At 62.8% G+C, this 14,550-nt stretch carries 10 protein-coding genes; 5 read left to right on the top strand and 5 right to left on the bottom strand.

The genetic code is table 11. The features are described from left to right. Positions 1-261: 261 nt before the first annotated feature. Positions 262-2,142, top strand: coding sequence for a sigma-54-dependent Fis family transcriptional regulator (locus PCOSP_RS16685; RefSeq protein ID WP_464709063.1), 1,881 nt, complete (start codon positions 262-264; stop codon positions 2,140-2,142). 10 nt (positions 2,143-2,152) lie between these two features. Here the strand turns inward: PCOSP_RS16685 and PCOSP_RS16690 are convergent, their stop codons facing one another. The 3 genes from PCOSP_RS16690 to PCOSP_RS16700 form a co-directional block, all read right to left on the bottom strand. Next, complete coding sequence (locus PCOSP_RS16690) at positions 2,153-2,485, bottom strand: hypothetical protein (RefSeq protein WP_373682438.1); 333 nt, start codon at positions 2,483-2,485, stop codon at positions 2,153-2,155. Between the two features lie 103 nt (positions 2,486-2,588). Beyond that, the gene (locus PCOSP_RS16695) at positions 2,589-3,800 is read right to left on the bottom strand and encodes a cytochrome c biogenesis protein DipZ (protein ID WP_464709064.1); all 1,212 of its coding nucleotides are present in this window, start codon (positions 3,798-3,800) and stop codon (positions 2,589-2,591) included. 95 nt (positions 3,801-3,895) lie between these two features. Then, on the bottom strand, positions 3,896-4,159 hold the full coding sequence (locus tag PCOSP_RS16700) for a DUF2790 domain-containing protein (protein ID WP_175363581.1): 264 nt from the start codon (positions 4,157-4,159) through the stop codon (positions 3,896-3,898). A 232-nt stretch (positions 4,160-4,391) separates the two neighbouring features. Between PCOSP_RS16700 and PCOSP_RS16705 the strand changes: the two genes are divergently transcribed. From PCOSP_RS16705 to PCOSP_RS16720, 4 genes are all read left to right on the top strand, one after another. Then, positions 4,392-5,132, top strand: coding sequence for a response regulator (locus PCOSP_RS16705; RefSeq protein WP_139643369.1), 741 nt, complete (start codon positions 4,392-4,394; stop codon positions 5,130-5,132). After that, the gene (locus tag PCOSP_RS16710; protein ID WP_464709065.1) at positions 5,129-6,451 is read left to right on the top strand and encodes an ATP-binding protein; all 1,323 of its coding nucleotides are present in this window, start codon (positions 5,129-5,131) and stop codon (positions 6,449-6,451) included. The genes PCOSP_RS16705 and PCOSP_RS16710 overlap by 4 nt, the downstream gene beginning before the upstream one ends. Before the next feature lie 859 nt (positions 6,452-7,310). After that, complete coding sequence (locus PCOSP_RS16715) at positions 7,311-9,110, top strand: thiamine pyrophosphate-requiring protein (RefSeq protein ID WP_464709066.1); 1,800 nt, start codon at positions 7,311-7,313, stop codon at positions 9,108-9,110. A gap of 143 nt (positions 9,111-9,253) precedes the next feature. Continuing rightward, entirely contained in the window at positions 9,254-11,827 is a 2,574-nt protein-coding gene (locus PCOSP_RS16720; RefSeq protein ID WP_464709068.1) for a bifunctional diguanylate cyclase/phosphodiesterase, read from the top strand. Positions 11,828-11,967: 140 nt separating this feature from the next. On the opposite strand, the gene PCOSP_RS16725 is transcribed toward PCOSP_RS16720, so the two are convergent. Beyond that, the gene (locus PCOSP_RS16725) at positions 11,968-13,014 is read right to left on the bottom strand and encodes a class I SAM-dependent methyltransferase (protein WP_464709069.1); all 1,047 of its coding nucleotides are present in this window, start codon (positions 13,012-13,014) and stop codon (positions 11,968-11,970) included. Positions 13,015-13,286: 272 nt separating this feature from the next. After that, entirely contained in the window at positions 13,287-14,372 is a 1,086-nt protein-coding gene (locus PCOSP_RS16730) for an alpha/beta hydrolase family protein (RefSeq protein WP_464709071.1), read from the bottom strand. Between the last annotated feature and the right edge of the window lie 178 nt (positions 14,373-14,550).

Consider the following 14,550-nt stretch of genomic DNA (forward strand, 5'->3'; position numbering starts at 1 on the left):
GCGGGCCCAGGGCATAGAGCAAGGGCGGTGCCAGTTGCAGGAATAATCCAGCGAATGCCCGAGCCAGAGCCCTCGAAGCGAGATAAGCGATGAACCGGGACAAGGCCCCGTGAGACGCCACATGTCAGCCTGCACTAGCCGTTGGCGAGACCGTGAGACGTGGCGTCTCACGCCAGCAGCCAATCCCGCCAGGCTTGTCTGGGCCCGGCGAACGGCGCTTAATGGGTGCACAACGATAAGAAGCTGAACCGGAGACCAGTCATGCTTTCCGCTCACTCCAGGGCCCATGTGGATTGCGTCAGCCGCGTCGTGAAGAACGCGGACCAGTTGCCACAGCTGCCCGTCCCTGACCTGATCCTCGACTCCTGGCGTCGCTCCATGGAGCAGCATCACCTCGACCCCGGCTCGTTGCAGGGCCCGCGCATCCTGTCCGAGGATGTGCTCAAGCAATGCCGGGAACGCTCCGAGCTGTTCCTCAATATCGCCAGCGAAGAAGTGGCGCGCCTCCATGGCCGGGTACGGGATGCCGACTACTGTGTGCTGCTGACCGATGCCCAGGGCCAGACCATCGACTACCGCGTCGAAACCGCCATTCGCAATGACTGCCGCAAGGCCGGGCTTTACCTGGGCACCTGCTGGTCGGAGGGCGAGGAAGGCACTTGCGGCGTGGCGGCGGTGCTCACGGCCAAGGCGCCGGTGACGGTGCACAAGCGCGATCACTTCCGCGCCGCGTTCATTGGCCTGACCTGCTCCGCCGCACCGGTCTTCGACCCCCAGGGGGAACTGCTCGGGGTGCTGGATGTGTCGGCGGTTCGCTCACCGGATGAGCGCCGATCGCAGCACTTGATCCGCCAGATGGTGGTGCAGAGCGCCCGGGAAATCGAACAGGCATTCTTCATGAGCAGCGCCCAGGGCTATTGGGTGCTGCGAGCCCATCGCAACGCCGGCTACGTCGACAGCCAGCCCGATTATCTGTTCGCCTGGGACGACGACGGCTGCCTGCAAGCCCTGAACCCCGCCGCACGCCAGTACCTGATGCAGCAGTACGGCCAGTTGCCGCAGCACATCAGCCAGGTCTTCGATCAACAATGGTTGCACCGTGCCCGGGACGAGAGTCTTTATCCCTTCGGCCGTCAGGGCGCCGAGTCGCCCCTGCATGGCCGCGTGAGTGCACCGCGGCATCGGGCGCAACCGCGTGCGCGGGTGGCGATGGCGTCGGTCGACATCGATCCTCGCCTGGCAGACAGCCTGCGCCTGGCGGTGCGGGTCAAGGATCGCAACCTGCCGGTGTTGATCCAGGGCGAAACCGGCTCCGGCAAAGAGGTGTTCGCCCGCCAGCTGCACCAGGCCAGCCAGCGCCGTGAGCGCCCATTCGTCGCGCTGAACTGCGCCGCGATTCCTGAAAGCCTGATCGAGAGCGAGTTGTTCGGCTACGTGGCCGGGGCTTTCACCGGCGCCTCAAGCAAGGGCATGCAGGGCCTGTTGCAGCAGGCCGACGGCGGCACGCTGTTCCTGGATGAAATCGGTGATATGCCGCTGGCCTTGCAGACCCGCCTGCTGCGGGTGCTGGCAGAGGGCGAAGTGGCGCCCCTCGGTGCGTCGCGCCGCAAAGCCGTGGACATCCAGGTGATCTGCGCCACCCACCGCGACCTGGAAGCCCTGGTCAGCGCCGGCGAGTTTCGCGAGGACCTGTATTTCCGCCTGGGCGGCGCCCGCTTCCAACTGCCGCCACTGCGCGAGCGCAGTGACCGGCTGACGCTGATCAACCGCATTCTCGAGGAAGAATCGAGCCGTTGCGGCGGCGCCGTGCAATTGAGCAGCGGTGCCCTGGAATGCCTGCTCGGCTACCACTGGCCGGGCAATGTCCGTCAGTTGCGCCATGTGCTGCGCTACGCCTGCGCGGTGTGCGAGAGTTCCGTGATCCAGCGCGCTCACCTGCCTGAGTCATTGCACGGCACTCAAGGCGCCGCTCCTGCGCCGGAACCCAGTGCCAGCCCGGAACGCCAGGCCCTGCTCGACGCCCTGGTGCGCCATCGCTGGAAACCCAGCGCGACCGCCCGGGCGCTGGGCATTTCCCGGGCCACCCTGTACCGAAGGGTGCACCAGCATGGCATCGACATGCCTGGCCGCAGCCCGGCATGAACGGAATTGACTAGCGGCGCGCCAACTCGTGACGCACGCACTGCTCGTAGTAGGTCTGCTTGACCGCGGCGGGCTTGAGGCGAGACGTGCTGTCATAGGTCTGTTCGGTGATGCCCAGGGCGGTCATGCGCATCCATGGCCGGGGAAACTTGCGCACTTGCAGCTTTTTCCGGGCGCCGTACAGGGAGACACCGGAGAGTTTGGAGGCTTGTGCGCCCGCCGCGATGTCCGCGCCCCAGCGACATACGGACTGCTGGTTTTGCGTCAGCGCCCGGGCCTGGGTGTCGAGCGATACGCTGGCCAGGAGAGAGGTTGCCACGACCCATATGGCCGCGCCCCACATAGAAAATCGCATAGGTTTGTCGTCCAACGTTCTGAAATAAAAGAAGTTTGACAACCTTAAAACGAACGATGGGCCAGTACTCGACTGGCCCTTCGCCACAGCTTTACTGGCTCGCCTTGGCCTCCTGCAGCAACTGTTGGATCACCTGCTCCTGCTCGCCGTAGCGGCCTTCGCCGAAGTGGCTGTAGCGCACCTGGCCCTTGGCATCGATGAAATAGTGCGCCGGCCAGTACTGGTTGTTGAAGGCACGCCAGATCGCGTACTGGTTGTCGATGGCCACCGGGTAGTTGATGTCCAGTTTGCGTACCTGCTGGCGTACGTTGTCGATGATCTTCTCGTAGCCGTATTCCGGGGTATGCACGCCGATCACCACCAGGCCGTCCTTCTCATACTTCTTGGCCCATTCGTTCACGTGGGGCAGCGTGTGCTGGCAATTGATGCAGTCGTAGGTCCAGAAATCCACCAGCACCACCTTGCCCTTCAGCGATTCGCTGTTCAGCGGCGGTGAGTTCAGCCATTGCACCGCACCGTCCAGCGAAGGCATGGCGCCCTGGGAATCGAGGTTCGGCATCGGGTTGGCGCTGGCCTTGCTGACCACGTAGTCGATTGCCTGTGGCACCTTTTCCAGCACGCGTTGCTCCAGGCTCGCGGCGCTTTGGGAGGAAGTGTTGGCCAACAGCCGATCATCGACGCCGGTAGCGATCGCCACGGCCGCCAGCAGCACAACCAATCCGCTGCCACGACGCAACCACGCGGTCACCGGCAGCGAGAGCTTCAGCCGTGCGGCCAAGCCACGTCCGGCGAAGATCAGGGTTCCCAGCGACAAGGCACTGCCGAGGCCGTAGGCGAGCAGCAACAGGCTGGTCCCGGCGCTGGCGCCCTGCAGCATGGCGCCGGTCAGGACCACCCCGAGTATCGGTCCGGCACAGGGCGCCCAGAGCAGCCCGGTGGCGACACCGATCAATACCGATGCCAACGGCCCATCCAGTCGCCCGGCACCCGCATCGACGCGATTGCCCAGGCTGACCAGCGGCCGCGCCAACCAGGTGCCAACCCGGCTGAAGATCAGCGACAAGGCGAACAGCACCATCACCCCCAGGGCGACCTGCCGTCCCACGCTGCTGGCACGCAGCACCCAGTCACTGCTGACCACCGCCAGGCTCGATACCAGGGCGAATGTCAGCACCATGCCACCGAGGGTCAGCAACATCGAGCCCGGCGTACGGTTGGCCCGGGCGAACAGAAACGGCACCACGGGGAGAATACAAGGGCTGAGGATCGTCAGGATCCCGCCGAGGAAAGCGATCAGAAGCATGGCATCACCTCATGGGCAGCAGGCCGTCTCGGGCCATTCGTTAAATATTTATCGATTAAAAACAGTTAGTTATCAATCATTATTAATGTTTAACCTCAATTATCGTTATTGCAGTGGTCAGCCAACTTGCGGTATTCCAGTGCTTGGTGATGCCCCGCCGAATCCAGGTAGGTCATGTGGGCATTGACCACGCCGCAGGCAGGCCCGGCGTCTTCGGAGATGGTGAGCACCTTTTGGATGTCCAGGTGGTTGCCGTAGGCGTAGGTCTGCGCCTGGACATTGCTTTCGGCCCGGGCCGACAGGGTGCAGATGTTCAGTGCGGCGAAAAGGCAGGCGGCGTAGATGGCTTTGGTGTTCATGGCGGTATCCTCGATTCATTCAATGGGTGTGTTTGCTGTCGAGGCCGTGTGTGTCGCCTCGTTGGGAGCCATTGAATGCCCCTGAGGTATCCCGCCTGTATCGAGCCAGGGGGCTTTTTGCATCGCTGTGTATCCGCCGGGCGCCAGATACACTGCAATACAAACCGCCGCGAGCCGGGCCCGCCGGCCCCTGTATTCTGATCACAACGAAACGCCGAGAGGACTGGACACCATGGATCATGTCGATCACGTATTGATAGTGGATGACGATCGCGAGATCAGAGAACTGGTGGGCAACTACCTGAAGAAGAATGGCCTGCGCACCACCGTCGTCGCCGATGGCCGGCAGATGCGTGCCTTTCTGGAAACCACGCCGGTGGACCTGATCGTGCTGGACCTGATGATGCCGGGCGATGACGGCCTGGTCCTGTGCCGGGAACTGCGCGCCGGCAAGCACAAGGCCACGCCGGTGCTGATGCTCACCGCCCGCAACGACGAAACCGACCGCATCATCGGCCTGGAAATGGGCGCCGACGATTATCTGGTCAAACCCTTCGCCGCCCGGGAGCTGCTGGCCCGGATCAACGCGGTATTGCGCCGCACTCGAATGTTGCCGCCCAACCTGGTAGTGACCGAAAGCGGCCGCCTGCTGGCGTTCGGTCGCTGGCGCCTGGACACCACGGCGCGTCACCTGCTGGACACCGACGGCACCATGGTCGCCCTGAGCGGCGCGGAATACCGGCTGTTGCGGGTGTTCCTCGACCACCCACAGCGAGTGCTCAACCGTGACCAATTGCTGAACCTGACCCAGGGCCGCGACGCCGATCTGTTCGACCGCTCCATCGACCTGCTGGTCAGCCGCCTGCGCCAGCGTCTGCTGGATGACGCCCGCGAGCCGGCCTACATCAAGACCGTGCGCAGCGAAGGCTATGTCTTTTCCTTGCCGGTGGAAATCCTCGAGGCTGCGACATGAGTCTGCCGCTACGTTGGCCGCGCACCCTCGCCTCGCGGCTGTCGCTGATTTTCCTGATCGGCCTGATCCTGGCCCAGGGCTTGTCGTTTGGCGCCCAATATTACGAGCGCTACCAGACCGCCAAGTCCACCATGCTCGGCAATCTGGAAACCGACGTCTCGACCTCCGTCGCCATCCTGGACCGCCTGCCCGCCGCCGAACGCCCGGCATGGCTGCCCAAGCTCACCCGGCGCAACTACGGTTACCTGCTGAATGAGGGTCAACCCGGCCAACCGATAGCCCGTGAAGACGCGCCGATCTCGGTGAATTCGATCGAGGACGCCATCGGCCAGGCCTATCCCCTGACCTTTATCGACATTCCGGGACCGCAGAAGCATTACCAGGCGCACCTGCGCCTGAGCGACGGCAGTCCGCTGACCATCGATGTCCGGCCGGCCATGATGCCCCTGTCCCCCTGGTTGCCGGTGGTGTTGCTGGGGCAGTTGGCGTTGCTGATCGGCTGTACCTGGCTGGCCGTGCGCATCGCCGTCGGCCCACTCACCCGGCTGGCCCAGGCCGTGGAAACCCTCGATCCGAACGCCCACAGCGTACGCCTGGATGAGCAAGGCCCGACCGAAGTGGTCCATGCGGCCAAGGCGTTCAATGCCATGCAGGACCGTATCGCCGCCTATCTGAAGGAGCGCATGCAGTTGCTGGCGGCGATATCCCACGACCTGCAGACCCCCATCACCCGCATGAAGCTGCGGGCGGAATTCATGGATGAGGGCATTGAGAAGGACAAACTCTGGAGCGACCTGGGTGAGATGGAGCATTTGGTGCGCGAAGGCGTGGCCTATGCCCGCAGCATCCATGGCGCCACCGAGGCCAGCTGCCGCATCAGCCTGGATGCGTTTCTCGACAGCCTGGTGTTCGACTACCAGGACACCGGGCAGGATGTGCAATTGTCCGGAAAGAACGCCGCCGTCATCGACACCCGCCCCCATGCCTTACGCCGGGTGCTGGTGAACCTGGTGGACAACGCGCTGAAGTTCGGTGGCGCGGCGCGGATCGAGGTGCAGGCCGAGAACAATGGCCAACTGGCGATCCAGGTCCTGGACCGCGGCCCCGGCATCAACGAGCAGGAACTGGCCGAAGTGCTCAAGCCGTTCTACCGGGTGGAAAGCTCGCGCAACCGTGAAACCGGCGGGACCGGGCTGGGACTGGCCATCGCCCAGCAACTGGCCACGGCCATGGGCGGCTCACTGACCTTGAGCAACCGAGAAGGCGGCGGCCTGTGCGCCGAACTGCGCCTGAACCGCAGCACCTCGTTCGGCAGTTGACCTTGGGCTGACCGGCCTACCGCTATCGCGAGCAGGCTCGCTCCCACAGGTTTCCGAGGTGTTCACCCAATGGCGTAAACCCTCAATCCCCCGTGGGAGCGAGCCTGCTCGCGAATGCGGTGGCTCAGCTTGCATCAATGCTGGCTGTACTGCCGTCTTCGCGGGCAAGCCCGGCTCCCACAGGTTCCGCGGGCGCTCACCGAATCGCCTACACCACAAATCCCCCGTGGGAGCGAGCCTGCTCGCGATAGCGGTGGCTCAGTTTGCATCAATGCTGGCTGTACCGCCGTCTTCGCGGGCAAGCCCGGCTCCCACAGGTTCCGCGGGCGTCCACCAAATCGCGTACACCACAAATCCTCTGTGGGAGCGGGCTTGCTCGCGAATGCGGTGGCTCAGCTTGCATCAATGCTGGCTGTACTGCCGTCTTCGCGGGCAAGCCCGGCTCCCACAGGTTCCGCGGGTGTTCACCAAATCGCGTACACCACAAATCCCTTGTGGGAGCGAGCCTGCTCGCGATAGCGGTGGCTCAGTTTGCATCAATGCTGGCTGTACTGCCGTCTTCGCGGGCAAGCCCGGCTCCCACAGGTTCCGTGGGTGTTCACCAAATCGCGTACACCACAAATCCTCTGTGGGAGCGAGCCTGCTCGCGATAGCGGTGGCTCGGTTTGCGCATTCTTCACCGGCAAGCCCCACGCCCGCGTGTATCCGCGACGCCCTCTATGCCATGAGCGCCAGCCGGCCATCGCCCCTCGCCTTCGAAAATCGAAACCTTGGAAGACTTGCGTCGGTCCAGTCCTGTGTAGCCACCCAACGCTGCACGCCGCCCCCAGCGGCTGCGGCCCAGCAATGAGGGACAGACATGAGCATGACCGTCGGTGATTTTCTGGTGGAACGTCTTTATGAATGGGGCGTTCGCTGTATCTATGGGTATCCGGGCGATGGCATCAATGGCGTTTTCGGCGCCTTGAACCGTGCCAATGGCAAGATTCGCTTCATCCAGGCCCGTCATGAGGAAATGGCCGCGTTCATGGCCTGTGCCCACGCCAAGTTCACCGGCGAGCTGGGGGTGTGCATCGCCACCTCGGGACCGGGTGCATCGCACCTGGTGACGGGCCTCTACGACGCCCGGATGGATCACATGCCAGTGCTCGCCATCAGCGGCCAACAGGCCCGCGCCGCTCTGGGCGGGCATTACCAGCAGGAACTGGACCTGGTCAGCCTGTTCAAGGATGTGGCCGGGGCGTTCGTCCAGCAGGCCAGCACACCGTCCCAGGTGCGTCATCTGCTTGACCGCGCCGTCCGCACCGCCGTCGGCGAGCGCCGTGTCACCGCGCTGATCCTGCCCAATGACCTGCAGGAAATGGAATACACCCCACCGCCTCGCAAACACGGCACGGTTCACTCCGGCGTCGGTTACCGCAAACCCAAGGTCGTGCCCTACGAAGAAGATCTGCGCCAGGCCGCCGAGGTCCTCAATGCCGGCAAGAAAATCGCCATTCTCGTGGGCGCCGGTGCGCTACAGGCGACAGACGAAGTGATCGCCATCGCCGAAAAGCTCGGTGCCGGCGTGGCCAAGGCGCTGCTCGGCAAAGCCGCGGTGCCGGATGACCTACCCTGGGTCACCGGGTCCATCGGGCTGCTGGGCACCGAACCCAGCGATAACCTGATGGCCGGCTGCGACACCCTGCTGATGATCGGCTCCGGTTTCCCCTATGCCGAGTTCCTCCCCCCCGAAGGCCAGGCCCGAGGGGTGCAGATCGATATTCAGCCGGACATGCTCAGCCTGCGTTACCCCATGGAGGTCAACCTGCAAGGCGACTGCGCCGACACCCTGCGCGCCCTCCTGCCGCTGATCGAGGAAAAGGCCGACCGTGCCTGGCGCAAGAAAATCGAGCACTGGCGAGCGGATTGGGACAAGACCCTGGAAAAACGCGCGCTGGTGTCGGCTAAACCGATCAACCCGCAGCGGGTCACGTTCGAGCTGTCCCCCCGGTTACCCGATCGGGCCATCATCACCTGTGACTCGGGCTCCTGCGCCAACTGGTATGCCCGGGACATCCAGATCCGTCGCGGCATGATGTGTTCGTTGTCCGGTGGCCTGGCGTCCATGGGGGCTGCGGTGCCCTATGCCATCGCGGCGAAGTTCTGTCATCCGCAACGGCCGGTCATCGCCCTGGTGGGCGACGGCGCGATGCAAATGAACAACATGGCCGAACTCATCACCGTCGCCAAGTACTGGCGCACCTGGGCCAATGGCACCTGGATCTGCGCGGTGTTCAACAACCAGGATCTGAATCAGGTGACCTGGGAGCAACGCGTCATGGAGGGCGACCCGAAATTCGAGGCGTCCCAAAACATCCCGGACGTGCCTTATCACCTTTTTGCCGAATCCATTGGCCTGAAGGGCATCCTTGTCGAGCAGGAAGACCAGGTCGCCGCGGCCTGGGAGCAAGCGCTGGCGGCCGAACGCCCGGTATTGATCGAATTCCGGACCGACCCCGACGTGCCGCCCCTGCCACCCCATATCAAACTGGAACAGGCGAAAAAATTCGCCTCGACCCTGCTCCAGGGTGACCCGAACGAACGAGGCATCGTGGTGGAAACCGCCAAACAGGTCCTGGGCGCCCTGCTGCCGGGTCATCGCAAGGATAAGGAGTAAACGCGTCAACAGCAGTCATCACACCCCGCGCCAATACTTGACCGTCTAATCAAGTGACCGAATGTCAGGCCAGTTAAGTTAATTGGCCTGGCAGCCGATACAGAGGCGTGCGGGATATTTCGCGTTTAGCTGATGACTTGTTTATGACTGAAGATGCAGGCAACGACTCCACCGACTTTTCCCCGGGCAAGCCAACCCGAAGCTTCACCCGACGCACCTTCCCGGCCATCATGTTCCTGCTGTTCGTCATGTCCGCGCTGGCAATCGCCGTGTTGCTCAACATCACCGCTGCCCAGGACAAGCGTGCCCGGGAACAGAGCCTGTTTTTTGCCCAGCGGGCCCTCGACGGCATCCGCACCGGCATCGGTCGCGACCTGAACGACTACTCCAAATGGAGCGATGCTTACCGGCATCTGCACCTGACGGTGGACAAGGCCTGGGCCTACGACCAGGAAAATGTCGGCAGCAGCGTCTATTCGCTCTACGGCTATCAGGCTGTATTCGTCATTTCCCCCAAGGGGAAGACGGTTTACTCGGTGATCAATGGCCAAATGAGCAATGCCGATGCCAACACCTGGCTGACGGGCGACCTGGAGGGTTTGGGAAAGACCGCCAGCGCTTCGAAAAACCGGGATGAAGTCATCGTCAAGTTGCTGCATCACGACGGCGCGCCCGCGTTCGTCGCCGCGTCGGCCATTACTACCGGCACGGACAACAGCGTGCGAGAGATTCCAGGACCGCCCAGCCTGATGCTGTTCGTGAAAGTCCTCGACCCGGCCTCGCTGGAAAGCCTGGCTCGGGACTTCGCCCTCCCCGATGCCTACATCGCCCATAAGCCGGGCCCGGATGGCACGGCCGAATTATCCCTTGGCGAAAACATCCACGAGGCCCTGGCCTGGCGACCGCCAACCCCCGGCAACGATCTGCGCAAGGTACTGTTGCCCTTGCTGGTGCTGGCGCTGCTGATCCTGGGAATCCTGGCCCTCGCCGTGTTGCGCCACGCCCTGATGATGCTGCGCGCCCAGGAACACCAGTACGACAGCCTCCTGGCCCACCGCAAGGCGCTGGAGCGCAGTGAAGAACGCTTCCGGGACATTGCCGAAGTGTCCTCCGACTGGCTGTGGGAGGTCGATTCGGCCGGGACCTTGACCTATCTGTCGGAACGCTTCGAGCAAGTGACCGGATTCAGTCCCGCCGAGTGGCTGGGCAAGCCCCTGCACCGCCTGCTGCACCCTCACGGCGGGTCGATTTCCATTGCACAGTGGCTGCTCGGCGGCGCCAACAACGCGTCATCGAACCCGCTGTTGTGCGAGTACACCGCACGCAATCAACGCATACGCACCTGCAAACTCTCGGTCCGTGCCATTGAAGCCGGCGCCCTGGGGTTTCGTGGCACCGCCACCGATATCACCGATGAACTGCGGGCATTGGCCCAGATCAAGCATCTCTCGCTGCACGACCCGCTGACCGGGTTGGCCAACCGCAACCGGCTGTTCGATTGCCTCAGCGAGTACCTGGACCCGGTCAGCGGTGTGTCGCTGGCGGTGTTGAACCTGGACATGGACCGCTTCAAGCCGGTCAATGACTCCCTGGGCCATGCCGTGGGCGACAAAGTGCTGAAGGAGGTGGCCCATATCCTTCTGCAGAACGTACGCGACTCCGACCTGGTGGCCCGTCTGGGCGGTGACGAGTTTGTCATTGTCATGCCCGAACCAGGCAATGCCCACGACCTCGATCAACTTTGTGGACGCCTGATCGACTGCATGCAACGCCCCATGCACCTGGACGGCAATACCCTGTACCTGGGCGTGAGTATCGGTGTGGCCTGGGCGCAACCCGGGGACAGCCGTGCCGATGAGCTGTTGCGCCAGGCCGATATCGCCTTGTATGCGGCCAAGGCAGCCGGCCGCAACACCTGGCGCGTCTACGTGGAAGCCATGGGTAACGTGGCCCGCGATCGCCGACGCTATGAACAGCAACTGCGTGACGCCATGCACCGGGACCAGTTGGAACTGCGTTATCTGCCACGTTTCGATATCAACGCCGAGCAGTTGTACGGTTTTGAAGCCCAGACGTTCTGGCACCATCCCGAAAAAGGTGAGCTGGGTGGCTCCGACTTCATTCCGGTTGCCGAAGCATCCGGCCAGTTGGAAGAGTTGGGGGCATGGATGTTGGTCAACGTCTGTGAGGAAGCGGCGAGCTGGCCGACCCCCGTCAACGTATCCATCGCGGTTTCGCCGAAATGGTTCAGCAGCAACTTCTTGCTCAATCAAGTGCAGACAGCCCTTGAGACGAGCGATCTGGCCCCCCATCGACTGACCCTGGAAGTGGCCGAGGGCATTCTGCTGGTGGACCACAAGACCGTCGCCACCACCCTGCATGCCCTCAAGGACCTGGGGGTGCGGATCAACATCGATAAGTTCGGCACCAACATTGCCTCCCTTCGCGAAGTCTTGAATCAGCCGTTCGACGGCATCCGCTTCGATCGCAATATCCTTTCGCAATTGGGCCTGGAGCATGATCAAGAAGGCGTTCTGGCGATGATCCGGCTGAGCCGCAGCGTGGGACTGATGGTCACCGCCGAAGGGATCGAAAACGCCCGCCAATTCAGACAATTGCGCAGCGTTGCCTGCGACCATGTCCAGGGCCCCTACTTCGGCTCGGCACTGGCCCGCTCGGAAATGGCCTCGTTCTTCACCACTCCCCGGTGGCTATAAAGCAGCACCGATAGCCTTCCGTGGGAGCGAGCCTGCTCGCGAAGGCGTCAACACAACCACCTTCGCCATCAACGGATAGACCGCTATCGCGAGCAGGCTCGCTCCCACAGGAGTCCGAGTGAGTACGTGTCCCCGCACGACTACTTGCGAGCCTCCAGGATCAGGTTGAAAGGCGTCTCCGCTGCCCGCCGGAAGTGCCTGAAACCCGCCTCGGCAAATATCTCCCGCAACCTCGCCTCCCCGGCCTGCGCCCCCAGGCCCAGGCCCACTTCCTGGGACAGCGAGTTCGGTGTACAGATGAACGTGGAAGCGGCATAGAACAGTCGTCCGACCGGGGTCAGGTTCTCGTCCAGCGTGTCTTTGGCATAGGGCTCGACCAGCAACACCGTGCCGTCTGCCTTCAGCGACTGATAGGCGTGCTGTGCAGCGCCGACCGGGTCCCCCATGTCGTGCAGGCAATCGAAATAGCAGATCAGATCGTAATCATTTCCCGGGAAGCTCTTCGCGGTGCTTTGGACAAAGCTGACGCGGTCGTCGACGCCGCCCTCTTTGGCACGCTCCGTCGCCGTGGCGATGGAGGGTGCGTGATAATCGAACCCCACAAAGCGCGAGGCCGGAAAAGCCTTCGCCATGACGATAGTCGAAGCACCATGCCCGCAGCCGATGTCCGCCACCTTCGCACCGGCAGTGAGCTTATCGACGACACCTTCCAGCGCCGGCAACCATTGCGACACCAGATAGGATTTGTACCCGGGCCGGAAAAAACGCTCGGTACCGTGGAACATGCAGGGATGGTGGTCACCCCAGGCCAGCCCTCCATCTCCGCGCATGGCCGCCACCAGTTTGTCCTTGTCGTGGAACATGGACGCGACCACCATGACGCCGCCCGCCACATACACCGGCGAATCCTCGATGGCCAGCGCCAACGCCTGTTCTTCAGGCAAGACGAACTGGCCCTCGTGGTGCTCCATGTACCCGGAAGCCGCATGGGCGCTGAGCCATTCCTGGATCAGACGTGGATTGCAGCCCGTTCTGGACGCAAGTTCCTGGGAGGTGACCGGCCGGCTATCCGCCATGGCTTTATACAACCCCAGTTCATCGCCAACCATCACGTTGGCGAGCATTGCCGAGGCGCCCATGTCGGACACCAGCTTGCCCATGAACTCGTTAAGTTTTGCCTCGTCCATTACGTACCCTCCTGTGAGAAGGCCACCGTCGACACGGGCATGCAGGACCTGAAAACTGTAGCGGTGGTCGGATGGATTGACACCCGGCTGCGCGCTGCCGCATCACCGAGTGGGAAACACCTGGCAAACGTGGGAACACGCGCCTGGCTACCCGCCCAATGATCTGGGCGGGCTTTCAGTCTAATCCTGGAGAAGCGCTCATGGTGCCTGACGCGACACTCGGTGTGCTCGCTCTTTGCGAGCAGGCTCGCGCCCACAGGCGTCCGGGTTATCTATAGGCTGAGCCGCTCTTCCGTCAACCGTTGGGCACGTGCCTCCGGACTGCCTGATGGTTGCGCGAGAAACTCGGTAATCAGCGATGTAATCTGGTGCTGGATCACCCCACGCGGACGACCGTTGTCACCATCGCGGCAAATGATGCCATCGCCAGGTACGTCCTCTTCCAGCAACGCCTGCGCGCCAGGCTTGCACATCGACAGGAAGCTGAAATGGCTGGCATCGCTGATTTCGATGTAACGGTTGGACGCCGGCGCCAGGCGTTTTGCCAGGTTGGCGGACTCCAACTGGGCGGGAAGATCGTGAGACGGTACGCCGGCGGCGATCACCAGCGTGGGCACTGGTAACATTGCCAGGCTTGCATCGGTCAGGCCTCGTGAAAGGCCCAGGTCCAATGTGACCACTGCGGTGACACGTTCATCGCGCCAATCGGCAGCCAGCGCCGCCTTCGATTCCGAGCTGCTTGCAGGGTTTATCTGTTCGTAGACAGTGCAACTGCTCAATTGCGGATGAACCCTGCAATCCTCGGCAAAGCGGTCCGGATCAAAGCGCGCCCCCGCGACCTCCAGTGCAGTCCAGCCGCCCAGGGAATGGCCCACGACAGCAATTCGGCGCTTCGCGACCACGCCGAACTTGTCAGGTTGGGTGGTCACCGCATCGATGACCCGGCGCAGATCCTCGGGACGTTTCCACAACTGCGCCGCGGCTTGGGGACTACGGTCATGGGTCGTGGTGCCAGGATGGTTGACCGCCGCCACGATGTAGCCCCGATGGGCCAACGCACTGGCCAGCCAGGTCTGGTTGCCCCAGTTGCCCCTGAATCCGTGGGAAAGCACCACCAACGGGTGCTCGCCTGCGGTTGGCGGCGCATTCCGAACAGCAGAACTACCGACAAAGACCACGTCATCGGCGATCAACTGCGCGGGCGCGGTGGTTGGACTGGGGTACCAGACGACCATCTCCAGTTCACGGCCGTTGTGCGTGTCCGGCAGTGTCGAAGCGTAGAAACCGATAGGACTTTCATCCGCGAGCGCGATGGTCGTCATGCAGGTCAGAAGCAAGGCGCCGAAAGTTGTTTTCAATGTTTTTATCTTCCTTGATCAGAAAAAGCGCGGAAACTTGAACGCGCTATCAGGCGCGGTCTTCACCCCATTGGCGGTGAAGATAAGTCGCACGGGCATTAAAGCCCATCTGGCATTCCCGCACATAGTTTTGATAACCAGCTCAACGGGCAATTTGAAGGAGCGACACGCTCGTATT

The organism is Pseudomonas sp. MAFF 730105 (assembly GCF_055380705.1).

Coding starts and splice junctions, on each gene's coding strand:
- PCOSP_RS16685 (WP_464709063.1), top strand. CDS start 262: ATGCTTTCCGCTCACTCCAGGGCCCATGTGGATTGCGTCAGCCGCGTC.
- PCOSP_RS16690 (WP_373682438.1), bottom strand. CDS start 2,485: ATGTGGGGCGCGGCCATATGGGTCGTGGCAACCTCTCTCCTGGCCAGC.
- PCOSP_RS16695 (WP_464709064.1), bottom strand. CDS start 3,800: ATGCTTCTGATCGCTTTCCTCGGCGGGATCCTGACGATCCTCAGCCCT.
- PCOSP_RS16700 (WP_175363581.1), bottom strand. CDS start 4,159: ATGAACACCAAAGCCATCTACGCCGCCTGCCTTTTCGCCGCACTGAAC.
- PCOSP_RS16705 (WP_139643369.1), top strand. CDS start 4,392: ATGGATCATGTCGATCACGTATTGATAGTGGATGACGATCGCGAGATC.
- PCOSP_RS16710 (WP_464709065.1), top strand. CDS start 5,129: ATGAGTCTGCCGCTACGTTGGCCGCGCACCCTCGCCTCGCGGCTGTCG.
- PCOSP_RS16715 (WP_464709066.1), top strand. CDS start 7,311: ATGAGCATGACCGTCGGTGATTTTCTGGTGGAACGTCTTTATGAATGG.
- PCOSP_RS16720 (WP_464709068.1), top strand. CDS start 9,254: ATGACTGAAGATGCAGGCAACGACTCCACCGACTTTTCCCCGGGCAAG.
- PCOSP_RS16725 (WP_464709069.1), bottom strand. CDS start 13,014: ATGGACGAGGCAAAACTTAACGAGTTCATGGGCAAGCTGGTGTCCGAC.